General features: G+C 51.1%; 19 protein-coding genes. 7 read left to right on the top strand and 12 right to left on the bottom strand.

Features of this window, described 5'->3' with window-relative positions; genetic code table 11:
• Positions 1-80 precede the first annotated feature (80 nt).
• Positions 81-4,199 carry an Ig-like domain-containing protein gene (locus B0I18_RS03270; RefSeq protein ID WP_106521207.1) on the top strand — a complete coding sequence of 1,373 codons (4,119 nt, stop codon included), beginning with the start codon at positions 81-83 and terminating at the stop codon, positions 4,197-4,199.
• Between the two features lie 87 nt (positions 4,200-4,286).
• Here B0I18_RS03270 and ispE read toward each other — a convergent pair whose 3' ends face one another.
• Complete coding sequence (gene ispE, locus B0I18_RS03275) at positions 4,287-5,105, bottom strand: 4-(cytidine 5'-diphospho)-2-C-methyl-D-erythritol kinase (protein ID WP_106521208.1); 819 nt, start codon at positions 5,103-5,105, stop codon at positions 4,287-4,289.
• Positions 5,106-5,243: 138 nt separating this feature from the next.
• On the opposite strand from ispE, the gene B0I18_RS03280 reads away from it, so the two are divergent.
• Positions 5,244-5,951 (top strand): ABC transporter ATP-binding protein, encoded by a 708-nt coding sequence (locus B0I18_RS03280; RefSeq protein ID WP_106521209.1) that lies wholly within the window; start codon positions 5,244-5,246, stop codon positions 5,949-5,951.
• A 7-nt stretch (positions 5,952-5,958) separates the two neighbouring features.
• A complete protein-coding gene (locus B0I18_RS03285; protein WP_106521210.1) occupies positions 5,959-6,522 on the top strand; it encodes a cob(I)yrinic acid a,c-diamide adenosyltransferase in 564 nt (187 codons plus the stop codon).
• Between the two features lie 84 nt (positions 6,523-6,606).
• Here B0I18_RS03285 and B0I18_RS03290 read toward each other — a convergent pair whose 3' ends face one another.
• On the bottom strand, positions 6,607-7,260 hold the full coding sequence (locus B0I18_RS03290) for an outer membrane beta-barrel protein (RefSeq protein ID WP_106521211.1): 654 nt from the start codon (positions 7,258-7,260) through the stop codon (positions 6,607-6,609).
• 221 nt (positions 7,261-7,481) lie between these two features.
• The gene (locus B0I18_RS03295) at positions 7,482-8,606 is read right to left on the bottom strand and encodes a histidine decarboxylase (RefSeq protein WP_106522036.1); all 1,125 of its coding nucleotides are present in this window, start codon (positions 8,604-8,606) and stop codon (positions 7,482-7,484) included.
• Between the two features lie 172 nt (positions 8,607-8,778).
• Here B0I18_RS03295 and B0I18_RS03300 point away from each other — a divergent pair, with 172 nt between their 5' ends.
• Positions 8,779-9,246 carry an Lrp/AsnC family transcriptional regulator gene (locus B0I18_RS03300; RefSeq protein WP_106521212.1) on the top strand — a complete coding sequence of 156 codons (468 nt, stop codon included), beginning with the start codon at positions 8,779-8,781 and terminating at the stop codon, positions 9,244-9,246.
• Between the two features lie 52 nt (positions 9,247-9,298).
• On the top strand, positions 9,299-10,222 hold the full coding sequence (locus tag B0I18_RS03305; protein ID WP_106521213.1) for a carboxypeptidase-like regulatory domain-containing protein: 924 nt from the start codon (positions 9,299-9,301) through the stop codon (positions 10,220-10,222).
• A gap of 53 nt (positions 10,223-10,275) precedes the next feature.
• Here the strand turns inward: B0I18_RS03305 and metH are convergent, their stop codons facing one another.
• The 4 genes from metH to glmM form a co-directional block, all read right to left on the bottom strand.
• Complete coding sequence (gene metH / locus B0I18_RS03310; protein WP_106521214.1) at positions 10,276-12,969, bottom strand: methionine synthase; 2,694 nt, start codon at positions 12,967-12,969, stop codon at positions 10,276-10,278.
• Positions 12,970-13,152: 183 nt separating this feature from the next.
• Entirely contained in the window at positions 13,153-13,497 is a 345-nt protein-coding gene (locus tag B0I18_RS03315; protein ID WP_106521215.1) for a VOC family protein, read from the bottom strand.
• 26 nt (positions 13,498-13,523) lie between these two features.
• On the bottom strand, positions 13,524-14,516 hold the full coding sequence (locus B0I18_RS03320; protein ID WP_106521216.1) for an aspartate-semialdehyde dehydrogenase: 993 nt from the start codon (positions 14,514-14,516) through the stop codon (positions 13,524-13,526).
• Positions 14,517-14,630: 114 nt separating this feature from the next.
• On the bottom strand, positions 14,631-16,022 hold the full coding sequence (glmM, locus tag B0I18_RS03325) for a phosphoglucosamine mutase (RefSeq protein WP_106521217.1): 1,392 nt from the start codon (positions 16,020-16,022) through the stop codon (positions 14,631-14,633).
• Positions 16,023-16,204: 182 nt separating this feature from the next.
• Here glmM and B0I18_RS03330 point away from each other — a divergent pair, with 182 nt between their 5' ends.
• On the top strand, positions 16,205-16,942 hold the full coding sequence (locus B0I18_RS03330; RefSeq protein WP_106521218.1) for a class I SAM-dependent methyltransferase: 738 nt from the start codon (positions 16,205-16,207) through the stop codon (positions 16,940-16,942).
• A gap of 156 nt (positions 16,943-17,098) precedes the next feature.
• On the opposite strand, the gene B0I18_RS03335 is transcribed toward B0I18_RS03330, so the two are convergent.
• From B0I18_RS03335 to B0I18_RS03355, 5 genes are all read right to left on the bottom strand, one after another.
• Positions 17,099-18,298: a zinc-dependent metalloprotease gene (locus B0I18_RS03335; RefSeq protein WP_106521219.1), complete on the bottom strand. Its 1,200-nt coding sequence runs from the start codon at positions 18,296-18,298 to the stop codon at positions 17,099-17,101.
• A 153-nt stretch (positions 18,299-18,451) separates the two neighbouring features.
• A complete protein-coding gene (locus B0I18_RS03340) occupies positions 18,452-19,558 on the bottom strand; it encodes a T9SS type A sorting domain-containing protein (protein ID WP_106521220.1) in 1,107 nt (368 codons plus the stop codon).
• Between the two features lie 344 nt (positions 19,559-19,902).
• Complete coding sequence (locus B0I18_RS03345; protein WP_106521221.1) at positions 19,903-20,718, bottom strand: hypothetical protein; 816 nt, start codon at positions 20,716-20,718, stop codon at positions 19,903-19,905.
• A 66-nt stretch (positions 20,719-20,784) separates the two neighbouring features.
• Positions 20,785-21,507: a hypothetical protein gene (locus tag B0I18_RS03350; RefSeq protein ID WP_106521222.1), complete on the bottom strand. Its 723-nt coding sequence runs from the start codon at positions 21,505-21,507 to the stop codon at positions 20,785-20,787.
• Between the two features lie 70 nt (positions 21,508-21,577).
• Positions 21,578-22,228, bottom strand: a complete 651-nt coding sequence (locus tag B0I18_RS03355) for a phosphatase PAP2 family protein (RefSeq protein ID WP_106521223.1) — start codon at positions 22,226-22,228, stop codon at positions 21,578-21,580.
• A 74-nt stretch (positions 22,229-22,302) separates the two neighbouring features.
• On the opposite strand from B0I18_RS03355, the gene B0I18_RS03360 reads away from it, so the two are divergent.
• A complete protein-coding gene (locus B0I18_RS03360) occupies positions 22,303-24,291 on the top strand; it encodes an LTA synthase family protein (protein ID WP_106521224.1) in 1,989 nt (662 codons plus the stop codon).
• The last annotated feature ends 13 nt before the right edge of the window (positions 24,292-24,304 follow it).

The raw sequence follows: 24,304 nt of genomic DNA on the forward strand, positions 1-24,304 counted from the left end.
ATGAGTGTCAGTTGAGTTAACAAAAGGAATATATAAATTCGTTATGCCTAAGATAACCAGATAGGTAAAACATCCATCCAATGAAAAAACACTACATGTTTACGCGGCGGCTTAAAGGCGTCGCAACAGCCCTTGTTTTAAGTCTGCTTTTCCTCTGTGAGGGTAAGTTAGCTTATGCCCAGATCCCTGCTTCCAGTTACTCCTATGCACCGGCATCGGGTACCTTTACGGAAATAACCGGGGGAACGAATGTAACCGATATTGAAAGCGATGAGGATTATTCCGGGGCTTTACCTATCGGCTTTACGTTTAACTATTGCGGCGTGGATTACACGGATGTCGTTGCCAGCTCCAACGGCTGGTTGAGCTTTGGCTCCCCGACTACCTCCGCTTCTTACAACGATATCGGCACACTGCCTGATATCAAGCCCGTACTGCTTCCGCTCTGGGCCGATCTTGCCGGCGATATGGGCGAGGCCCGCTACGAGGTTTCGGGTACCGCGCCCAACCGGGTATTTACCTTCCAGTTTAAGAACTGGTTGTGGAACTACAATGCATCCGGCGCGGTAATCTCCTTCCAGGTAAAGTTGTACGAAACCACCAATGTGATCGAGTACATTTACCGGCCGGAGTCCTCGTCGATATATGGTTTCTCCACCGCTGTGATCGGTATTGTCGACGACGCGGGTACGCCAAACTACCTGTCGCTTAATAACTCCTCGGCTACGGCTACCGCTTCGTCTACAACGTATACGAACAGTATTGCCACCAAGCCTGCCAACGGCCAGATCTACCGCTTTACGCCACCGCCAAACTGTGCAGGTGCCACCTTCCCGGCGCCGGCAGCTGCGAGCGTATTCCCCGCTTCGGTATGTGTTACGGGCAACGTAACCCTGAGCATCACCACGGCTATGCCTATTGTTACCAATCTTAAATACCAATGGCAGTCGTCGCCTACCGGTGCTGCGCCCTGGACCAGTCTTAGCGCCCCGGTTAACCAATCTACCTATTCTGCTGCAGTATCGACCCCGATGTATTTCCGTTGCCGGGCGATCTGTAACGGCGATACCGTAGCCCCGGCATGGACTTCTACAGCTACACCGCAGGTTACAGTCGATAACCCGGGCAGCGCTACGGCTTCCAACGTCAGCCGTTGTGGTCCGGGTACCCTGGTGCTTACCGCCAACGGTACCGCAAGCGGCCCCGTGCTGAAATGGTATACCGAGCCTACGGGTGGTGCACCTATCGGTACCGGAAGTCCTTTTACCACGCCTTATGTACCCTCGACCGATACATTCTATGTAACGGCCGGTACAACGGTAGTACCGGGTAGCCAAACGCTCGGCGCCGGCGCCCTGACAACGCTTTACAACGAGGTAACGCCGTTCTACGGCTCTTATGGCGGTTATAAACACCAGTTCCTGATCAGGGCAAGCGAACTTATCGCATTGGGTATCGCCCCGGGTTCCACGCTCACCTCGATTGCCTTCGATGTGACCACCACTACCGGCAATACTTTCGACAGCTTTGCGGTAAGCCTGAAAAATACAACCACAAATGCCTACGACGATTACCCTACCGCCCTGGAGACCGGTGCAGTACAGGTAAAAACACCGGCAAACCATACCACATCTGCGGGTATCAATACCTTTGCCTTTACAACGCCGTTCGTTTGGGATGGTAATAACCTGATCGTTCAGACCTGCTGGAGCAACGCTACAACCTCCAATCCTACCAGCGAGATCAAGTTTGATAACCTGACCTTTAATGCCACGCAATACGGTATGCAGGACAATGCAGCTGCTGCAACAGTTTGCGATAACCCAAGTGTTATCGGTTATTCCTCGCTGAAGCGCAGGCCTAAAATTGTATTTGGTTACGAGGCATCCTGCCAGGGGCCGCGTATCCCGGTTATCGCAACCATTACGCCATCGCCTGCCCTGGTAACCACAGCGCCGGATGTTGTTTGTAACAATGCGGTAGGTAATATTACTGTAACTCCTTCGGGCACACCGTATACCACCTACAGCTGGACGCCTGCGGCCGACCTGTATACCAATGCAACCGGCACCACAGCTTATGTTGCCGGCAGCAGCGCTACACAACTGTATTTTAAAGCAACCGGTGCGGGCGAACATGTACACTACCTGTTTGCCAGCAACACCACTACCGGCTGTAATTTTGCAGATACGGTAAGGATCTGGAATCAACCGGGTAATGTAACGATCCATGCGATACCGGATACGATCTGTAACGGTGGTACCTCGCAAATGTCGCTGGTACCTGCAACGAATTATTATCCCGGCAGCATCCAGTGGGATGAGTCGGCAGACGGCGTGACCTTTACACCGATTCCGGGCGCTACCGGTACCGGTTATACCACACCGGTAATCACGACCAACCATTTTTACCGTGCCAGGATCAAAGCCGGTACTACCGATTGCCAGGTGCCTGAACAACTGATCGTTGTTTCGCATCCTGCATTGGTTTCCACTAAAGACAGCTTTAACTGTGGCGTGGGTACCGTGGTGCTCGAAGCCGAAACCGGTGGTTTCAGCGTTGCCCGCTGGTATACGTCGCCTACGGCTATTTTCCCGATAGGCAGCGGCAGTCCGTTCACTACGCCTTACCTGGGTGCAACCACGACCTATTATGTAGCAGCCTCCAGCGGTACGCCGCAGCCTGGCCCGACCATGATCGGCAGCGGTACCAACTACAGCGATTATACCGATGTTCCGTATAACCTGGTTTATTCCGGAAGTAAAGTGCAGTACCTGCTTACAGGTTCTTCACTGCAGGCCGCAGGTTTTAGCGCGGGTTATATTACTGCTCTTGGCTTTGATGTAATAACGGCCGGCGACGAAGTAGAAAACATGTCTATCAGCATGAAGCCTACTTCGCTTACCACCCTTACCGCACCTAACCTGGAAACAGGACTGCAAACCGTATTTACTGCAGCTACTTACCAGCCGGTAAGCAATACCGTTAACGTACATACCTTCCAGACACCTTTCTATTGGGACGGATCAACGAATATCGTTGTAGAAGAATGTCATAATAACGAGTACTCCGGAACCAGTTCCGAAGTAAAAGTGATCTATAACGGTTCGGGCCTTACCAATACCAAGGACGAAGCGGACCACTGTACCATGCCTACGGCGACTACCTACTCTACGTACGGTACACAGCCTAATATACAGATCACCATGCAGGGGCCTTGCGAAAGCGCTCGCCAGCCTGTAGTAGCTACGATCCATCCTAAACCTGTCGTGAACCTCGGACAAGACATCAACAAGTGTGTGGATCTTGGCCAGGAAGCAACGGTACTGGATGCCGGCGTACAGCCCAATAGCCCGCAATTCCTTTGGGACGACAACACCACCAGCCAGGTACGTGCAGTAACCCAATCCGGTACCTACAGCGTACGCGTTACCAACTCCTTTACCTGTGTTGGCGGCGATACCATCAACGTTACCCTGCGTAAAAACCCGGTTGTAAACCTGGGCGCCGATACCAGCGTATGTAATGGCGCTACCCTGACGCTCAATGCCGGTAATGACGGCGTTGCCTACTTCTGGAATACCGGCGAAAACACGAATACCATCGATGTGAATACACCGGGTACTTATATCGCTTTCGTGACCAATGCCGAAGCTTGTATGAAGAGCGACAGCATTACCGTGAACATGCAGGGCGAACTGCCTACCATCCAGGGTATCAGCGTAACCAACAACGGTGGCTACTCTTTCTTCTATACCGCGGTTAACCCGATGAATGTAATCGGTTACGACTGGGACTTCGGCGACGGCAGCCCGCACGTATACACACCTACGGCCAACCATACCTATGCCGCCGCAGGTAACTATATGGTTATACTGAAACTGAGCAGCAGTTGTGGTTTCTATTCCGATTCCTCTTCTGCAAACATTGTCGGTATCCGCCAGGTTGTTGTCGGTAACGATGTATTGTCGGTATATCCGAACCCCGCTACCGGTTCCGCAACGATCCTGAATAAAGGTGATCTGAAAATGGAGCAGGTATTGGTATACAATGTACTGGGCCAGGTCGTTTACCGTGCCAAAGCAGATGGCAACGACAAGCATACGCTTTCCTTAAGCGGTATTGCCGCCGGTGTATACACGATACAGGTACAAACCGACAAAGGAATGGTAGCCAGGAAACTGGAAATACTAAGATAAGTCGATAGCATAAACGAAAGGCGGTCTGTAAAGACCGCCTTTTTTAATGTTATGAATGGAGCATGAAGCAATATGATAAATGGGGCATTAAGCGCAGTAATGTTCGCTGCATACGATGGGCAGGTCCAGTACTGCCCGCTGGCCCTTGGGAAAGATGCCATAAAGTGAAGAGCCGCTACCGCTCATTGATGCGTATACGGCGCCACCGGCGTATAACTGGTCCTTGATGGTTTGCAACACGGGATGCAGCTTGAATACCGGTACCTCGAAATCGTTGGCGATCCGGCCCCGCCAATCTTCCGGCCGGAGCGTGGCCAGTTGGCGCAGGTCGAAGCCTGCAGGCGCAGGTACGATATTGCGGAACGCATCGGCCGTGCCCACGTGGATAGAGGGACAAACGATCTGTATACTGTAGGCCGAAAGGTCCAGGGCTACGGGCTCCAGGCGTTCGCCCCGCCCGCCGGCAAAGGCAGGCTTGTTGAGTAAAAAGAACGGACAGTCGCTGCCCAGTTCCAGCGCATAGGCGCCCAACGTTTCCTTATCGATGCCCAGGCCGAAATGCGTGTTCATCATATCCAGCATAAAAGCGGCATCGGCCGATCCGCCGCCCATGCCCGCACCCATAGGGATCACTTTATGCAGGTGTATGTCCAGCGGCTTTACCTGGCCGGGGTATTCGCGCAGCAGCAGTTGATAGGCTTTCCACACCAGGTTCTTTTCCGTATCGCCTGCTACGGGCAGGCCGGTCAGCGCCATCGTTCCCCCGGAATTGCCGGCAGGCAGTATTTCCAGGGCGTCGCAGTAGGGTACGGGGTAAAAGAAGGTCTCCAGGTCATGATAACCGTCGTCGCGTTTGCGGGTTACATAAAGTCCGAAGTTGATTTTTGCATTGGGGAAAGACAGCATGTTCTTGAATTACGAAAATGATACGGAAGCTAATTATATTTCGGCCGGCTGCAAATTATCAATAAATTTGAACTTTATTTCTTTACCCTAACAATCATAACCATCCCGGCCTACCGGAAATCCGTCCAAAACCTATCCATGCAGGAGATCATAAGTTTAAGCGATATCAGGAAGAACTATTATTTAGGTAAAGAACCGGTGCCGGTATTGAAAGGCATCGAGCTGTCTATTCTAAAAAACGAATACGTAGCGCTTATGGGTCCTTCGGGTTCCGGCAAATCTACGCTGATGAATATTCTCGGTTGTCTCGATTCGCCTACATCCGGCTCCTACATCCTTAACGGCAAAAACGTGAGCGGTATGCAGGACGATGAGCTGGCCAAGGTGCGCAACGAGGAGATCGGTTTCGTATTCCAGCAGTTTAACCTGTTGCCGCGGCTTACCGCCTGGGAAAATGTGGCGGTACCCTTGATCTATGCGGGTGTGGGTAAAAAGGAACGCACCGAACGCGCGCATGAAATGCTGAAGCAGGTAGGGCTGGGCGAGCGGGCACACCATAAGCCCAATGAAATGTCGGGTGGCCAATGCCAGCGTGTCGCCATTGCCCGTGCGCTGATCAATACGCCATCGCTTATCCTCGCCGATGAACCTACGGGTAACCTCGACTCCAAAACCTCGATCGAGATCATGGAACTGTTCGGAAGTATCCAGGCGGCGGGTAATACGGTTATCCTCGTAACTCACGAAGAAGATATCGCCGAACACGCCAAACGTATCGTCCGTATTAAAGACGGTGTGGTAGAACGCGATGAACGCACTGCTGACCGGGTATTAAAAACACAATAAAAACATTATGGCATTCAGAGTATATACCAAAACGGGAGATAAGGGCAGCACCGGCCTCATAGGCGGTACCCGTGTACCCAAAGATCATATCCGTATCGAAGCCTATGGTACGGTAGACGAGCTGAACTCCGTACTGGGCGTGGTTACCGATCAGCTCGGCGATAAGACCATCAACGAATGGATACTGGAGATCCAGGACCGCCTGTTTACCGTGGGCTCTTCGCTGGCCACCGATCCCGATAAGGCGCCGAAAATGAAGCTGCCCGACCTGCACGAGAGCGATATTAACTGGCTGGAGCAGCGCATCGACGAAATGGACGACCAGTTGCCCCAGATGAAATCCTTTATCCTGCCGGGCGGTCATGTAGCGGCCAGTCATGCGCATGTGGCGCGTTGTGTTTGCCGCAGGGCCGAGCGCCTTTGTGTACATATGCAGAGCAATGGCGAATTTGTGGCCGACGAGGTATTGAAGTACCTGAACCGGCTCTCCGACTTCCTGTTCGTGCTGGCCCGTTTTATCGTTCACCAGAATGGCGGGGTAGAAATTCCCTGGCGCCCGCGGATCCAGTAACTACCAGATTCTTACTTTACCTATAAAAAATAAACCACCTGCAGGCCATTGCAGGTGGTTATTTTTATGATGGGATGGATAGGATTAAAATTTGTAACCTACACCCAGCTGGATAGCGCTGAGGCGATAAGAAGGATCGTTGTTTTTGATTTCTTTGAACATGCTGCCGAAATAGTAATTATACCGGGCATCGACGAAAAAGCCTTTGTGAATGTAATAGGTAGCTCCTACCAGCGCTCCTACCTGTACGGTTTGCAGGCGGTCTATATCGCTTTTGTTGTTGATGGTAGTGGTTACGGTATTGCCTTCAGAAACGCTTTCCGTTTTGGTCCGGCTGGCCACATTGAAGTTTACAGAGCCGCCCGCGTTAAAGCTAAGCTGCGGAATCACGAAGTACTTGATCATGATGGGGACGGAGATCTGCGCGAGGTCTGTTTTTGCCGTCATCTTCACCAGGTTGCTGTTGGTGTACTTCTGCTTGGCATTATGATAGGAAAACAACGCTTCCACCTGGCCTTTAAATTTAGAGCCTGCAGGTCCTGAGATCTCCAGCAAACCACCGCCGTATGCACCGAAGCCGAATGCATTTTTATTGCCGGGGAAAGCGCTGTTGTCTGAGAGGCCGATATGCGATAGGTTACCACCTGCTTTTACGCCGAAGCGCAGCGGTGACCGTTCCTGGGCATAAGTAAGCGCGGAAGAGGACAGGGCGAGTAAAAGAACCGGGAATTTTTTCATAACGTTTTTGTTTTATTCGGGAATTTAACCGCAAAGTAAACGTATGGTTTATTGCTCCTGAGCTGTTTATCATTATTTTATGATTTCTATGGGAAACCATTAATTCGCTGTAAATGGCTACAGGTAAGCGATTTAGCGCATCCTCCCGGAACAAACATTACGAATGTTTTCACATTTTTTAAGGCCTTTTATGCAGGAAGCAATGATCTCTTATGCAGGTTTTATCCTGCCTCGGTCTCCATCACGGCGGCAATCTCCGCCACCACTTCGTCGATCTGTGCCCGGGTAACATTGGGCATACAGATAATATGGCTGAAGCCCTGCTCTGAAGCCAGCTGCCACTTCTGCCGTATGGGTTCCGGCGGCTCGGGGAATACTACCGTTATTGCATTGGGATTGCGCCAGGCATCCAGGCCCAGTTCCCGCAGGCGCTGCTCGGCATAGGCAGCCGTTTCCAGGCTATGCATGGCGCGGGCCTTAAGGCCTTCGATACCATGTTTGCTGATGGCGTACCAGAGAAACAGCGGGCTATGCCCATTGCGCGATCCTGTAATCGTAGTATCCATACTGCCGATATAAGCCACCGAACGGGCTATACGGTCGCGGTTCGACTTCTTGGCCACTACTACGCCGCAAGGCATAGGCGAGCCTACAAATTTATGACCGCTTACGGCAATACTGTCTACGCCGTCTGCAAAGTCGAAAGCCGGCCTGGGATCGATAAACGCACTGTAGGTGCCTGACAGGGCGCCATCGGCATGGATATAATGGTTCTTAACCGCCATATCCTTCAGGATCTGTCTAATGCGGCGTACATCGTCGCGGGCCTCGGTCATAGTGGTGCCGATATTGGCCAGGATGATCACCGGTTTATCGCGGTTCAGCTGTATGGTATTGCGCAGGTCTTCGTAATCGATCTCCCCGTTTTCCTGGGCGCGGATCACGATCGAAGGCATATGAAGCAGGTGCAGGTTCTTGTGTACGCTGTAGTGCGTGGCTTCCGAATAATAGACCATAGCATTGGGATACAGCTCGCGGGCCAGGTACAGGCCGTACAGGTTGCCTTCCGAACCGCCATTGGTTACATAACCCCACCAGTTATCGGCCGGTGCGCGGAATAGTTCTGCAAAGAACTGTACTACTTCTTTTTCCGCATCCCGGGTATCTACTGCATAGGTAGAGTCGACAAAGGGATCGCCGAGGTTATTGAGCGGGTACTGCAGGAAAGGCAGCAGTTCCGAATAATCAAAATCTTTGGACACCGGGTAGCCCAGGAAGTTGGCGGTACGCTCGCGCAATTGTTTGCCCAGGGTTTCAAGTGTGGTACTGAGTTCGGATGACTGCATGGATTTCATATGCTTAAAAAAGTATAAATATGCTACAAAATTAAAATTATCGCATGTATTATGCTGTATTTTGGTCTGTTATAGTAAATAAACACCTATTTTTGATAAATAACAGTGTTTTTATACTGTTTTGTGTATAACGACTATCCCCAACAGTAAAAAAGAACTCCGTATGCCTTACCGTCCCGATGCTACCGACAAACGTATCCTTAAACTGCTGCAGGCCAACGGCAGGCTCAGCGCCAAGGAGATCGCAGATAAGATAGGGCTCACGGTCACACCCACCTACGAGCGCATCCGTAAGATCGAGCAATCCGGCATTATCCGGTCGGTAGTGGCTTTGCTCGACCGCGAGCAGCTCGACCTGAAAACGGTGGTATACTGTAATGTATCGCTGCAGGTGCACGCCCTGCGGGTATTACAGCAGTTCGAAAAAGCGGTGCGTAAAATGGAAGAGGTGATGGAATGTTACCACATTACCGGCAATTTTGACTACCTGCTTAAAGTAGCGGTACCGGATATGAATGCCTATCAGAAATTCCTGACGCAGAAACTGGCGGCCCTCGATCATATCGCGCAGGTGCACAGTAATTTCGTAATGACCGATGTGAAATATACTACTGCTTATGAAATAGCCTGAGCCCGGGCAATAAGTAAAACCAGGCCCCGTTATTTACGGACTATACTATGTTATGAAAATACCTGCCTGTAAACAACTGTCATGCCTTATACTCCTGGTGCTGTGCTGCACCCTGGTAACAGCACCTGCCGGCGCGCAGGTAAGCGGCACTGTTAAAGACGATGCAAGCGGCGAAGCATTGCCCTATGCCAATATCCAGGTACTCGACCGGGAGGGTGGCACATCGGCCGATGAGCAGGGACGCTTTACGCTTACCGTTGCAGACAGTGCGGCAACATTGGTAATCAGTGCCACGGGTTACCAGCCGTTATACATACGGGCCGGCGATGGCAACAGGTTCAGGTTGCATAAAGCGCCGGTGCAATTGCAGGAAGTAACGGTAAGGAGTAGCCGCAAAGGGCTGGTACAAAAGATCGGCATGTTTAAGAAATCGGATATCCGGCATCATTTTGCTGCGCATAGAACACCCTGGGTACTGGCACGTTATTTTCCGTATGCAGACAGTTACAGCAGAACGCCTTTTCTGAAATCAGTAATGTTAGCGACCTATAGCGATGTAAAAGACGGGGTCTTTAACCTGCGGTTGTACCGTATGGGCAAGGATGGGCAACCCGGTGCATACCTCTATGGCGACCCTATAATCGGGCATGCCAAAAAGGGAAAACGGAATACCGTGGTCGACCTTTCGGCATTACAGATCCCTTTCCCGGAAGAAGGCATTTTTATCGGGGTAGAATTTATGCTGACGGCGCAAAACGCGTATACCATCAGTGTTGCAGAAGAAGGCAAAAAGACAGTAAAAACGGTCACTTATGCACCCCGGATCGGTGCTTTGCTGGCCGATACCGATAACGGTATGCTTACGTTTACCAGGGGGGAATGGGAAAAAAAATTACGCAATAATGATCCGTATGCGCCCCCGGCTTTCCGGGACAAATACAGCATCCTTGCTGTAGAACTTACCCTGGCGGATTAAACATCAGCAAACAGCCCGGAACCTGTGTTCCGGGCTGTTTGTTTTCTTCTGTTTTATTCCATGTTCGGTTGCAGCCATTTGCGCAGCACCGCTTCGTCCATATCTTTCCGGTTGTGGTAGTCGGTAAACTGGTCTTCGGTAATATGCCCCACGCCGAAGTAAATACTCTGTGGATGGGAGAAGTACCAGCCGCAGACCGATGCAGCAGGGTACATGGCCAGGTGCTCGGTAAGCGAGATGCCCGTGTTTTCCGGCACATTCATCAGGGCAAACAACTTGTTTTTTTCCGTATGGTCGGGGCAGGCCGGGTAACCCGGTGCAGGGCGTATACCCTGGTAGGTTTCTTTAATGATCTCTTCCTGCGACAGGCTCTCGTTGCTTACATAACCCCAGTACTCCTTACGGACCCGCATGTGCAGGCATTCGGCAAAGGCTTCTACCAGGCGGTCGGCAAGGGCCTGCAGCATAATTTTATTATAATCGTCGAGCTCTTCGTTAAAGCGTTTGATATGCGGTTCGATACCGGCAATGCTTACGGCAAAGGCTCCCATATAATCTTCGGGCGCCTGTGCGGGTTTTACGAAATCGGCCAGCGAGCAGTTGGGTTGTCCTGCTGCTTTCTTGATCTGCTGGCGCAGCATTTCGAGATGCTCGCGCGGACTGCCATCTTCGTTATACAGGGTGATCGTATCGGCTGCGGTGGCTGCCGCGGGCCAGAAGCCTACGGTACCGTGGGCCTGCAGCCAGTTTTCGGCGATCACCTTGTCGAGCATGGCGTTCACATCGTTGTACAACTTGGTCGCTTCTTTACCGGCATATTCATCTTCGAGTATCGCCGGGAATTTGCCTTTCATCTCCCAGGAAATAAAGAAGGGGGTCCAGTCGATGAACTTCCGGATCTCGCTGAGGTCGAAGTCGCGGAATACGCGGGTACCGGCAAACTGCGGTTTTACGGGTTTGAAGTTGTCCCAGTCGATGGCCATACGGTTGGCCGCAGCGGCTTCGTATGGGATGTATTGTTTTACGGCGCGTTTATTGCCGAAGTCTTCTCTTAATTTATCGTACTCGGTTTTGATGCCCTTCAGGAATTCGGGTTTCGTATCGCCGTTCAGCAACTGGCCGGCCACCGTTACGCTGCGCGAGGCATCGAGCACATGCACCACGCCATGGTCGTAGCCCGGCGCGATCTTTACCGCGGTATGCATACGGGATGTTGTAGCGCCACCGATCAGCAGGGGCTGTTGCATGCCCCGCCGTTGCATTTCTGCGGCCACGTGCACCATCTCATCCAGCGATGGGGTAATGAGCCCGCTTAAGCCGATAATGTCGGCTTTCTGTTTTACTGCTTCATCGAGTATCTTATCGGCCGGTACCATTACGCCCAGGTCGATAATATCGTAACCGTTACAGCCCAGTACCACGCCCACGATATTCTTACCGATATCGTGCACATCGCCCTTAACCGTTGCCAGCAACACTTTGGCGGCGCCGCCTTCCTGTGCCTGCGGGTTGTTCAGCTTTTCCTCCTCGATAAAGGGAAAGAGGTAGGCCACACTTTTCTTCATTACCCGGGCGCTTTTCACCACCTGGGGCAGGAACATTTTGCCACTGCCAAACAGGTCGCCTACTACATTCATACCATCCATCAGCGGCCCCTCGATCACGTGCAGGGGTTTGGGATATTGCAGGCGGGCCTCTTCGGTATCTGCGTCGATATAATCGGTAATGCCGTTTACCAGCGCATGTTTCAGCCTTTCTTCCACCGTGGTCTTACGCCAGGTTTCATCCTTTACCGTTTCTTTGCCTTTGGCCTTTACGGTTTCGGCAAAGCTGATCAGGGCTTCGGTGGCTTCGTTGTTTTCGTTATTGCGGTTCAGCAACACATCTTCGCACAGCTGGCGCAGCCTGGGTTCTATCTCATCGTAGATCACCAGCTGGCCGGCGTTGACGATGCCCATATCCATACCTGCTTTAATAGCATAGAACAGGAATACACTATGGATCGCTTCGCGTACGTGGTCGTTGCCGCGGAACGAGAAGGATACATTACTTACCCCGCCGCTGATCTTGGCCAGGGGCATCAGGGTTTTGATCTCGCGTGTGGCTTCGATAAAGTCTACGGCATAGTTGTTATGCTCTTCGATACCGGTAGCTACGGCAAATATATTGGGGTCGAAAATGATGTCTTCGGGTGGGAAACCAACCTGTCCGGTAAGAATTTTATAAGCGCGGTGACAGATCTCTACTTTACGGGCTTTGGTATCGGCCTGGCCTACTTCGTCGAAGGCCATTACAATGACTGCTGCGCCGAAAGCCTTACAGATCCTGGCCTGCTGGATAAATTTTTCTTCGCCCTCCTTCATGGAGATGGAGTTGACGATACACTTGCCCTGGATACATTTGAGCCCCGCTTCGATAATCTCGAACTTGGAAGAGTCGAGCATGATGGGGATACGGGCAATGTCGGGCTCGCTCTGCACGAGGTTTACAAAGGTGGTCATGGCCTGGACCCCGTCGAGCAGGGCATCGTCCATATTGATATCCAGTACCTGGGCGCCGCTCTCCACCTGCTGGCGGGCCACGCTCAGGGCCTCTTCATACTTTTCCTCCCGTATCAGGCGGGCAAATTTCTTGGAACCGGTTACATTGGTTCTTTCCCCTACGTTGACGAAATTGGTTTCGGGGCGGACCACCAAAGGCTCCAGCCCGCTCAGCCGCAGGAATGGTTTAATTGTTACTGTACTCATCAGTTTGTTGTCAAATTAGATACATGGCGTATCTCAAAATTGTTAAGTGTTGTCTTTACTCCGACAGGAGGAAGGTACAAAGTTAATAAGTTTAAGGCGTAATCTGCCGCAGTAACCAGGGCATAATACGAAAGCGCGGCGTCCGTACCCGGCGCCGCGCTTTCCCCGTATAACCGGGTATCGTTATTCGCTCCAGACCGCCAGGATATTGCCATCGGGATCGGCAAAGTGGAACCTGCGGCCACCGGGGAAGGCAAAGATCTCCTGGGTAATCGTGCCGCCTGCATCCCGCACCTGTTGCTGCATGGCTTCGAGGTCGGCGCTGTACAGCACGACCAGCGGGTTGCCGGCGGGTGTCCAGCCTGCGCCGGCATGGTAAAAACCACCTTCGGTCTTGCCATCGTTAAAGGCGGCATAGTCGGGACCATAGTCGGTGAATACCCATCCGAAAGCCTTGCTGTAAAAGGCTTTGATGGCTGGTATATCTTTACAGGCAAATTCGATGTAATTGATCGCGGTTTGTTGCATAGTTGTTTATTTAAAGTAAGCAGGGATTATTTAACCCAGTTCTGACCGGCGATGTATTCGGCAATCTGTACGGCATTGGTCGCCGCGCCTTTTTTCAGGTTGTCGGCTACGATCCAGCAGTTCAGGGTATTGTCCTGTGAGGGATCGCGGCGCAGGCGGCCTACGAATACCTCGTCCTTACCAAAGGCGTGTAGCGGCATGGGATATACGTTATTGGCCGGGTCGTCCTGTACAATAATGCCGGGCGCTTCGGTCAGCAGTTTGCGTACAGCGTCGAGGTCGTATGTTTTTTCAAATTCGATATTCACGCTTTCGCTATGCCCGCCCATTACCGGCACGCGCACCGTAGTGGCCGATACCCGGATCTGGTCGTCGCCCATGATCTTCTGGGTTTCCAGGATCATTTTCATCTCTTCCTTGGTATACCCGTTGTCCTGGAATACATCGATATGCGGCAATACATTCAGGTCGATGGGATGCGGGTAAAAGGCTTTATGTTCGGTATTGTTCCTTTCTGAAAGCAGGTGGTCTACGCCCTTCTGGCCGCTGCCGGTAACGCTTTGATAGGTGCTTACCACCACGCGTTTTATCCTGTACTGGTCGTGCAGGGGTTTCAGCACCACGACCATCTGTATGGTCGAGCAGTTGGGGTTGGCGATCACACGGTCCTCGGGTGTAAGTACCGATGCATTTACTTCCGGTACCACCAGTTTCTTGGAGGGATCCATGCGCCAGGCCGAAGAGTTGTCGATCACATAACAGCCGGTTGCGGCAAAGGGTTCCGCCCATTCGAGCGAAGTACTGCCACCGGCCGAAAATAGTGCAATCTGCGGATGCATGGCCACCGCCTCCTGTAAGGTTACAACGGCATATTCCTTACCCTTGAAAGCCACCTTCTTTCCCTTCGAACGCTCGGAGGCTACAGGGATCAGTTCCGTTACCGGAAAGTTTCTTTCTTCAAGGGTACGCAACATGGTACTGCCTACAAGGCCCGTTGCACCTACTACTGCTACTTTCATTTTGGATTTGTTATTAATTAAAAGTGATTAAATGGCTGATGTTACTGCTGTGTTTTTGTATTAAAAAAGCCGGTGCACCACAGGGTGCACCGGCCGGCAATCCCTTATACTGGTTTATACGCTTTCCTGCATCATTTCCTTGATGTCTTCCATAATACGCTTGGCGATATTATTGGCCGTAGTTTCGGTATTGCTTTCGGAATAGATGCGGATAATGGGTTCTGTATTGGAGGTACGCAGGTGTACCCAGTCTTTGTCGAATTCGATCTTGATGCCGTCTTCGGTATTGATCGGTTGCTTGCTGTACTTCGTCTTTATCTTTTCAAAGATAGCCTTTACATCGACAGATTCGTCGAGCTCGATCTTGTTTTTGGAAATAAAATAGTTGGGATAAGTCTGGCGCAGCGCACCGATACCTTTACCGGATTGGGCAAGGTGGGTGAGGAACAGGGCGATACCTACCAGGGCGTCGCGGCCGTAGTGCAGTTGCGGATCGATAATGCCGCCGTTGCCTTCGCCGCCGATCACGGCATTCACTTCTTTCATCTTGCTTACCACGTTCACTTCGCCTACGGCACTGCCGAAGTACTGGCCGCCGTGCAGCTCGGTTACATCACGCAGGGCGCGGGTAGAGGAGAGGTTGGAAACGGTATTGCCTTTCTGTTTGCTCAATACATAGTCGGCCACGGCCACCAGGGTATATTCTTCTCCGAACGGTGTACCGTCTTCGCATACAAAGCACAGGCGATCTACGTCGGGGTCTACGGCGATACCGAGATCCGCATTTTTGCGGGCTACCTCGTTGCACAGTTCGCGCAGGTTCTCGGGCAGGGGTTCCGGGTTATGAGCAAAGTTGCCGGTCACTTCTCCGTTCAGCACGGATACCTCTTCCACGCCCAGGGCTTTAAGCAGGGCGGGTACGAAGGTGGCGCCGGTAGAGTTTACGGCATCTACAATTACTTTATATTTTTTGGCTTTAACGGCCTCCGCATTTACCAGGGGATGAGCCAGGATGGCGTCGATATGCCGTTGCATAAAGGAATCATCTTCGGTGATGGTACCCAGTTTGTTGATTTCGGCAAACGTGATATCTTCCTGTTCGGCCAGCTCCAATACACGGGCGCCGGTCTCGGCACTGATAAATTCGCCGTCTTTGTTGAGCAGCTTCAGGGCATTCCATTCTTTGGGGTTATGGCTTGCAGTAAGGATAATACCGCCCGCAGCACCTTCCATTTTAACCGCCATTTCTACGGTCGGCGTGGTGCTCAGTCCCAGGTCGATCACCTCCAGTCCCAGTCCCTGCAGGGTGGCCACAACGAGGCTGCGCACCATGGCGCCTGAAATACGGCCGTCGCGCCCGACGATTACTTTTTTACCGGCGTCCTGCTGCAGTACGATTACGCCGTAGGCAGCGGTGAATTTTACAACGTCTATCGGTGTAAGCCCGGTGCCGGGTTTGCCGCCGATTGTGCCCCGTATACCGGAGATCGATTTGATTAATGCCATTGCTGGGTGTGTATTTTATGCGCTGCGAAATTAAATGAATTTCAGGGTACAACAGTGCTAAATACTTTTAAAATTTATATGACCGGCATACGGGGCTTCCCGGCGCTTCTCTATAGGCCGATCAGGTCCTGCTATTGACAATTTGTGTTATTGCGGTAACTTTGCGGCCAATTGTATCGTTTATGACAGCGCAAAAGGAATGGTTTGAGAACTGGTTTGACTCCCGCTTTTACCCCATCTTGTACGATAACCGGGATGTGGAAGAGGCCAGCAGCTTTGTGGCGCACCTGGTTGATCGCCTGCAGCCCCCGCAGGGCAGCAAGATCGTGGATATAGCCTGCGGCGAAGGCCGCTTTGCCATGCAGCTGGAAAGCTACGGGCACGAGGTTACGGGCATCGATCTTTCGGAGCAACGTATCGCAAAGGCGAAAGAACTGGAAAACGAACACCTGCATTTTTACGTGCATGATATGCGTTTCCCTTTTTATATCAACTATTTCGACTACGCGTTCAACTTCTTTACCAGCTTCGGCTATTTCGCAACCCACCGCGATAATCATATGGCTGCCCGCTCTTTTGGCGCGGCGCTGAAACATGGCGGCATCCTGGTGGTCGACTATTTTAATAAATACGTGACCGAAAGTAACCTGGTACCCGAAGAGGTGATCAGCCGCGGCGGTTACGACTTTCATATCAAGCGCTTTACCGACCAGGGTAAGATCGTAAAAGAGATTACCGTTACCGACGAGGACGGCGAACATCATTACCAGGAGCGGGTTTCAGCCTTCGGCCTGGAGGACTTCGTGAGCCTGTTCCAGGAAGGAGGTATGGAGCTGCAGCATCATTTCGGCGACTACCAGCTCCATGATTTCGACCGCGAAACATCGCCAAGACTGATCATGATTTTTAAAAAGAAATAAGCGTAACCTTATAATAAAAATGCCTGCTTTACAAAGCAGGCATTTTTGTACTCATTAATGCCGTGCGCTTTTGCGGCTCCCGTATGCCCGTCAGGAAATCATGCTGCCGGAAGAATACAGATCATTACTGCTTTACTGTTTAACGGCGGGGCATACTTATTTTTTTATGAGTTTCCGGCTTACCCCGCCGACCCGGACAAGGTACAGACCGGATGAAAGCCCGGAAAGGTCCAACTGGTGCCGGTCCTGGGTACGGACAGGTGTAACGCCCAGTTTCCTGCCGGTAATATCATATACCTGGATCTCCAGTTCTGTATAATCACCATAGGGATATGCAATATTTACTATACCGGAGGCCGGATTGGGATATAGTGTAAAATCAAGGCCCGGCGTTGCGGCACGCTGCGCACAGGTAATGACATCGGCGCCCAGCCCCGGCCGGTACAGCGATAAACATGCCTTTACTCTTTTTTGCTGTCCCCGGGTAAAGAACAGAAGTCCCGCGTCATCGGTATAGTCGAGGTAATTCATGTACATATTGGAGGTATTACAGGAGTATTGCGGGTAAACCGGCATGCCCATGTAGCTGTTGGCCTGGGGCGGAGTGTCGTCTACCTGGTCGTTATCGGTAGTACAGCCGCCATTATCCCAAAGATGAAATAAGCCCAGGTAATGCCCGGTTTCATGTACCAGGGTTTTGCCCTGGTTATAGCGTTTACTTTTTTCGTTCGGACCGAAGTAGCGGGTATTGATGACTATGCCATCCGTAGCCCTGTTGTCTGTCCAGGGATAACTGGAAAAACCAAGTAACTGATCGCCGAGATTGGTGACCCAGATATTCAGGTAACGTGCCGGGTCCCAGGCATCGCTGCCGCCGGTGTGGGTATAGTAGATAGCCGAGTCGAAGCCCGGGTGCGATGGCGCGAATGCTTTACGGACAATACCGTCTGTTGGTTGTCCCTGAGGATCGGTGCCTGCGAGACAAAACTTTAAATCCATATCTGCGGCAAATGACTGAAATTCCTGGGGAATAGCCGCCAGCTGCGGCTTGCCGTTATATGCCTGGTTCAATACATCCAACTGGGCCAGTATTTTTTCATCCGGTATATTTTCTGATTCATTGGTAAAGAGTATATGTATGACTACAGGAATGATAACAGGATCGAGGCCTGTAGGACGTGAAGCTAATTGCTGGTAGGCGCTTATCCGCTGCTCGGCCATGGTAAGAACCTGCGATTGCCCGGCATTGTCGTTGCCGCAACGGAAGTCGGCATGTTGTGCATAAAGCCGGGGTATGCCGGTGCAAAGCAGCAGGAACATAATCCGGATCAGAAATGAAAGGGTACTGTGGGGCATAGGATTGGTTGGCTCTTTTTCCTTTTACCGGTATTCTGAAATAGTTTTTCCGTAATAATGAAAACCAGGCATTGACCTGGTACTGTTTTTCAGGATTGCCGGTACACAAAATATAAACGGGAGCAAGCTTTCAGCTGCTCCCGTTTAATTGTTCTACTTGACAAATTTTACAACGGCTTGTTGTTTGCCGTTGTGCACGATACGGGCAAGATACATGCCTTGTACCATACTGCTGATATCAAACTGCGTTTTACCATTGGTGGAGTAGGTCTGTAATCTGCGGCCATCCAGGCTGTTAATACTGATCTCGTAAGCGTTGTTATTGCTGAAGTCAAGATTAAATACAGAGAGGGTATTGCGGTCGGCATGCACACGGATCGGTTCCGTCATGATATCCTGCCCGAAACGGCAGCCGGTTACCCCTGCGGGGCAAATGAAGAAAGTCTCATTCTTTTCGTTCCATTGTGCACAGTTCTGTGTGGTTACTACGAATTGTACCTTGTAGGAGATGCCGGGCTCAAACTGGGCAGAGGAACCGTGGTTGGCTTTCCACAGGTTGGTAAGACTGTAATTGGAGGCACTGGGTATAGTGCCGAACTGCCAATAGGTAGAGCCATAGCGGTTGGCGCCGCCCTGTTCGAAAATGGAGATCTGGTACTGGTTGTAATTGTAACAGGAAGCGACATTGATCTTCACGTCCTGGCCAAAGTCATAAACATTAATACTTCCAGTTCCGTTGCTGACGAAGCTGTTTACATTGAATGTATTTTCTGCGGCAGTGGTCTGGCCTACCACGACGTCGTTCGTATAGGAATAAGGATTGAGGGTGCCGGTATTCGATGCCCAGATACCCCATAAGCCGATATAAGTTCCGGACAGGTTATAACAGTTGATGGTGCCGGTACAGGCAGAGCCGGGTACATTATAGGCAATTTGCGGATTTTCGATAGCAATACGGTAGGTACCGTGAGCGAGACCGGAAAAAGTAGCGTTGCCGTACTGCCAGGTACCTACGTTGGAATAACTGCTTCCCGATTTTGATTGCAATTGGTAACGCGGCTGCCAAACGGATCCGGAGGTTATAACGCGGTTACAGGAATTATTACCGTTTTTGTAGCCTACAGAGGCTCCCCAAAGGTTATTGGTGAAACCGGGGTTGGAGGTTACGGAAATACTGCTACAGTCGCCGCTGGCTGATTGTCCGTAAGAGGTGCCGAACGCAAAGGAAAGGAACAACAAGGGAATAAGATTTTTTTTCATAAGGTAATGTATTTGGTTTGGTGAGCGATAAAAATATACATTTCTATGAAAAATAAAAATTATTCTATTAAAAATGACTATGAAATAAAAATATCTAAAAGTGATTATGGTTATGTTTTGTATAGTGTATTATTTTTTTAACAGGTGCTAAAAGGTCTTTTGAAGTAAGGCAATATAGTAAAACATTGTATAAGGTTGTGCTTTTATTTTTAAAATTTTCAGCGCACAACATCCAGGGCACTTGCGATTAGCATGCCGTCGATAGAGGAAAAGGGCGCGTGGCCAGGCTGGCTTTGTTCTGCTTGTGTAAGAGGGCATTTTAGCCCTAACCATCATCACCAAGCCTATTGGCTTAGCGTTCTCCGGTATTCGCCTGTAAAGCGGGTTTCGTAGATATAGCGTTGTTCGTATACTTTTTTCGTAGTCCAGTCGCCCTGCTCATTAAACGTATACCCGAAAGTACGGACTACATCTTCGCTATTGCCGGAGCGGTTCTCGTACTCCCGGACCAGGTTACCCCGGTTGTCATAAACCGAAGCCTTGCTCAGCTTGGGTTTGCGTTTGGTGGCCGTGTACAGTTCCTTTACCTTTTTATGGTTGTTTTCATCGGTGCTGTACTCATACAGCCACCGGCTCGGATACCGGCTACGGTTGGAACTGCGGGTTTTTGTAAGCAAACGGCCCTGGTCGTCATAGGTATAGTTTTCGTGTATTTCCACACGTTTATCCATTTTGTCGAAAAAAGGACTGTAACGCACCTCCAGCAGCAGGCCCCCGGCGTTATAGGTGTAATACTTCGTTTGGGTCAGGCTTCCCTGGACGTTATATTCGGTTTCTGTCTTTTTTTGACGTTTATCGTTATAGGTATATTCGATGCAGTTCGACAGCTTTGAGCCTGTTACCGTACTATATTGCTGCATCTCGACCGGTAGCCCGTCGGTGTTGTAAAGCGTTAACTGCGAAAGCTGCGTGCCATTATATTCGCGGGTCTGCAGGGGGCGGCCGTCCTGTTGTATCGTCAGGGTGGTGCCGGATTGTTGCAACCGGTGCGAAAAAAAGTTTTTGGGTGTCCAGTAGGTAACCTCGGATGTGGTTTGGGTTTGCGCCGCAGCCTGCAGGTAAGCGGGCAGCAGGCAAGCCAGCAGGTATAGGGTTTTCATAAGATGATAACGTTAGCCGGTGCAGCGGTATTACGCCCGGTTCAGCAGGTGTTCGGCAGTGCTCATTTATTCGAGTCTTATTTTACGGTATTCGGCTAGCTGTTTGGATTGCCTGATCGATTGTCCTTCGTACATCTTTATCGTGGACCAGCCCATATTGTCATACGTATACTCATACGTAAAAGTAGCCAGGCCACCGCCGTCCGGCTTCTTCCTGAGTTCTTCCATAACCAGGTCGCGTTCATTAAAGGTCGATCGCGATTGGAGTTTCCGCTTATTTTTTACGGTGTTATAACAGCTCTTTACTTTATGCCCTTCGTCGTCGGTACTGTAGTCGAAGGTCAGGGTGCGGGTTTCCGGCAGGTCCGAAATGCGGGTCTCTGTTATTACCCGGCGTTGCTCGTCATAGTCAAACATTTCCTTTACGTGGATGACCGTATTATGCTTATCGGTATAGCTGTAGCTTATGCTTCGGAGCAGTGCGGCCTCGTCATAGCTATAGTCACGGGTTTGTTTATGTTCGCCTTTGTAGGTATAGGTGTTTTCGCTCAGCCGTTGCTTTTTCCCGTTATAAGTATAACGCTTCCTGGTGTCGAGCGTATTGCCGATATACTCTTCAATCTCGGTAACCAGGCTATCCTTGTCGGTTATTACGATTACATGACTGATCCTGTTCAGCTTGGAGGGCATGTTCCGTTCCGGCATCCAGGTCGAAATTTCCGTTTTGGTCTGCGCGGCGGCAAGCAGGCTGCAGCCCAGGAAGAGGGCTAAGAAGGGCAAGAGTTTCATTGTTTTTAGGATCGGTAGTTGGTTTTTATCCGGTATACAAGGGCCGCAGTTGGCGGAGCGTATATTACTTTTAAACGGTTGGTGACGCCGTGGTTAAGTCTCCCCGTTTCCTGTTGCCGAAATTGAAATATTTCTTGAATATCCAGGCTGTAAAACCGCCCAACAGTACGCCCAGTACAGCGCCGCAGCTTACATCGCCGGGATAGTGCACGCCTACATAAACCTGGGCATAACAGATAAAGGCAGCCCAGAAAAAGAACAGCAGCCCCCATTTCCCGAAGTAAGGCTTCAGCGTGATATAGATAAAAGTAGCCAGGCCGAAATGGTTGACAGCATGCGAAGAGGTAAAACTGCCGCTGCTTGGGCAGCGGTCCAGCAACAGGCGTGCCATGCCCCGCAGGGCCTCTTCGTTACAAGGGCGCACCCTGCCGAAGTAGTTTTTGAAAAAGGTGCTGCTTACCTGGTCGGTAAGCACTACGGTAAGACCGGCTATAATAATGAAGGGCAGGGCTTTCCAACGGAATTTATAGATCACGTAGATAAACAGGAAAGCATACAGGGGATACCAGGTACGCTGGTCGCGCAATATGGGCATCAGGAAATCGCCGAATGCCCCGGTCCATACGGTATTGATTTTGAGAAAAACGGCAAAGTCCCATTCTTTCAGTACGGCAAGCAGACGCTCCCAGGCGCCGGGAGCGGGTGCGGTTTGTAGTAGCATAGGGGATCAAAGTTACAATTGTGTGCAACGAAAGACTATTTTTGCAAAATTATTTTAATGAAAAATTAATACACTTGAGAAAACGTAGCGTTCCCGCACAGATCCAATGGCTTTTCCAGATCGGCATGTTGTTGCTGCTGATCATGACCGCCCTGAGGGTTGCTTTTTTGTTTGTATTCCCCGCGCCTTCGGGTGCAAGGCCCGTGCCTTATGCCCAATCGCTCTTCCTGGGCTTGCGTTACGACGCGCGTATGGTGGCGGTGGCCTGCCTGCTCCTGTTTGCAACCGGGCTTATCCCGGCCTTGCAGCCTTTCCGTAAACCCAAGGGCAAAAAGGTGGCCCTGGCACTTTGGTTCATCGTCTTTCTTACGTTCCTGCTTTTCTATTGCGTCGACTTTGCCAACTATGCCTACCTTACCGAGCGGCTTAACGGCGGTCTGCTCAATTATATGGCCGATGCCCGTACTTCGATGCAGATGATCTGGCAAACCTACCCGGTGCTCCGTATCGTGCTGATCATTATCGCCTCCATGTTCCTGATGATGTGGGTGGTTAAAAAACTTTATGCCCGTATCGCGGCCCGCCAGGCTGTGCTTACCGGGCCGCTCCGTATCGTCTACCCGGTCGGGTTCTTCCTGCTGCTGGCCTTCCTTATTTTTGGCCGCATCGGTCAGTACCCCCTGCGCTGGAGCGATGCTTTTACCCTGGGCAACGATTATGCTTCCAATGTAGCGCTCAATCCTTTCCAGTCTTTCTTTAGCTCGCTGAAGTTCCGGAATGCCACGTACAACATAGCCAAAGTAAAAAAAGCTTATCCCGAGATGGCCTATTACCTGGGGGTAAACCGGCCCGATAGCAATACGCTCAACTATACCCGGGCCATACAACCGGCAACGCCCGCAGCGAAGGCGCCCAATGTAGTGGTCGTGATCTGTGAGTCGTTTAGCGCCTACAAAAGCTCGATGGAGGACAACCCGCTCAATACAACGCCTTTCTTTGCTTCTTTATGTAAGGACGGCGTTTACTTTAGCCGTTGCTTTACGCCCAGTTATGGCACGGCACGCGGGGTATGGGCTACCATTACCGGCACGCCCGACGTAGGCCTCACCAAGACCTCGAGCCGCAATCCCAACGCGGTAAACCAGCATACGGTAATGAACGATTTTAAAGGTTATGAAAAACATTATTTCATCGGCGGAAGCCTGAGCTGGGCCAATATCCGCGGCCTGCTTACCAATAACATCAAAGACCTGCGCCTGCATGAGCAGGATGATTATGATGCCGAAAAGATCGATGTATGGGGCATCAGTGATAAGAACCTTTTCCTCGAAGCCAATAAAGCCCTGTCCAAACAAACAAAGCCCTTTATTGCCGTGATCCAGACGGCGGACAACCACCGGCCTTATACCATACCCGAAGAAGATAAAAAGACCTTTAAGCTGCAGCAGGTATCGAAAGACAGCCTGAAACGGTATGGCTTCGAATCGTTGGACGAGTACAATGCCTTCCGGTATACCGACTTCTGCTACCAGCAGTTTATCGAGGCAGCCCGCAAGGAAGCTTACTTCAGCAATACCATTTTTATATTCGTAGGCGACCATGGTATCGGTGGCGATGCGGGCGGTATGCTGCCCCTGGTATGGACACAGGACCTGACGGCCATGCATGTACCCCTGCTCTTTTACGCCCCGGGTCTTATTGCCCCGGCACGCTACGGTATGAATGTATCGCAGGTCGATGTATTGCCTACCGCCGCCGGCCTGGCCGGGATACCGTATACCAATACCACGCTGGGCCGCGATATCCTCAATCCTGCATTTCTCAATAACCCGGCCCTGCATGCCTCGTTTATCTACAACCCCGACAAGCAAAGGATCGGCGTGGTTAAGGATTCAGTGTTTTACAGTTACGGTATAGAACAAAGGGTGGGCGAACAGGCGGCCAGTATGCTGAATAATGATAAGCTGAACCTGACGCCGGCACAGCGCGATTATTATTACAACCTCACCGAGGCCTTCTACCAGACCTCGCGGTACATGCTGCTGAACAATAAAGCCAAATAACAGCCGGAGCCAG

Source organism: Taibaiella chishuiensis (assembly GCF_003014535.1).
In the GTDB taxonomy this organism is placed as follows: domain Bacteria; phylum Bacteroidota; class Bacteroidia; order Chitinophagales; family Chitinophagaceae; genus Taibaiella; species Taibaiella chishuiensis.

Excerpts from the sequence above, each read along its gene's own strand:
- B0I18_RS03270 (WP_106521207.1), top strand. The coding sequence starts at position 81 with ATGAAAAAACACTACATGTTTACGCGGCGGCTTAAAGGCGTCGCAACA.
- ispE (WP_106521208.1), bottom strand. The coding sequence starts at position 5,105 with ATGCTGTCTTTCCCCAATGCAAAAATCAACTTCGGACTTTATGTAACC.
- B0I18_RS03280 (WP_106521209.1), top strand. The coding sequence starts at position 5,244 with ATGCAGGAGATCATAAGTTTAAGCGATATCAGGAAGAACTATTATTTA.
- B0I18_RS03285 (WP_106521210.1), top strand. The coding sequence starts at position 5,959 with ATGGCATTCAGAGTATATACCAAAACGGGAGATAAGGGCAGCACCGGC.
- B0I18_RS03290 (WP_106521211.1), bottom strand. The coding sequence starts at position 7,260 with ATGAAAAAATTCCCGGTTCTTTTACTCGCCCTGTCCTCTTCCGCGCTT.
- B0I18_RS03295 (WP_106522036.1), bottom strand. The coding sequence starts at position 8,606 with ATGCAGTCATCCGAACTCAGTACCACACTTGAAACCCTGGGCAAACAA.
- B0I18_RS03300 (WP_106521212.1), top strand. The coding sequence starts at position 8,779 with ATGCCTTACCGTCCCGATGCTACCGACAAACGTATCCTTAAACTGCTG.
- B0I18_RS03305 (WP_106521213.1), top strand. The coding sequence starts at position 9,299 with ATGAAAATACCTGCCTGTAAACAACTGTCATGCCTTATACTCCTGGTG.
- metH (WP_106521214.1), bottom strand. The coding sequence starts at position 12,969 with ATGAGTACAGTAACAATTAAACCATTCCTGCGGCTGAGCGGGCTGGAG.
- B0I18_RS03315 (WP_106521215.1), bottom strand. The coding sequence starts at position 13,497 with ATGCAACAAACCGCGATCAATTACATCGAATTTGCCTGTAAAGATATA.
- B0I18_RS03320 (WP_106521216.1), bottom strand. The coding sequence starts at position 14,516 with ATGAAAGTAGCAGTAGTAGGTGCAACGGGCCTTGTAGGCAGTACCATG.
- glmM (WP_106521217.1), bottom strand. The coding sequence starts at position 16,022 with ATGGCATTAATCAAATCGATCTCCGGTATACGGGGCACAATCGGCGGC.
- B0I18_RS03330 (WP_106521218.1), top strand. The coding sequence starts at position 16,205 with ATGACAGCGCAAAAGGAATGGTTTGAGAACTGGTTTGACTCCCGCTTT.
- B0I18_RS03335 (WP_106521219.1), bottom strand. The coding sequence starts at position 18,298 with ATGCCCCACAGTACCCTTTCATTTCTGATCCGGATTATGTTCCTGCTG.
- B0I18_RS03340 (WP_106521220.1), bottom strand. The coding sequence starts at position 19,558 with ATGAAAAAAAATCTTATTCCCTTGTTGTTCCTTTCCTTTGCGTTCGGC.
- B0I18_RS03345 (WP_106521221.1), bottom strand. The coding sequence starts at position 20,718 with ATGAAAACCCTATACCTGCTGGCTTGCCTGCTGCCCGCTTACCTGCAG.
- B0I18_RS03350 (WP_106521222.1), bottom strand. The coding sequence starts at position 21,507 with ATGAAACTCTTGCCCTTCTTAGCCCTCTTCCTGGGCTGCAGCCTGCTT.
- B0I18_RS03355 (WP_106521223.1), bottom strand. The coding sequence starts at position 22,228 with ATGCTACTACAAACCGCACCCGCTCCCGGCGCCTGGGAGCGTCTGCTT.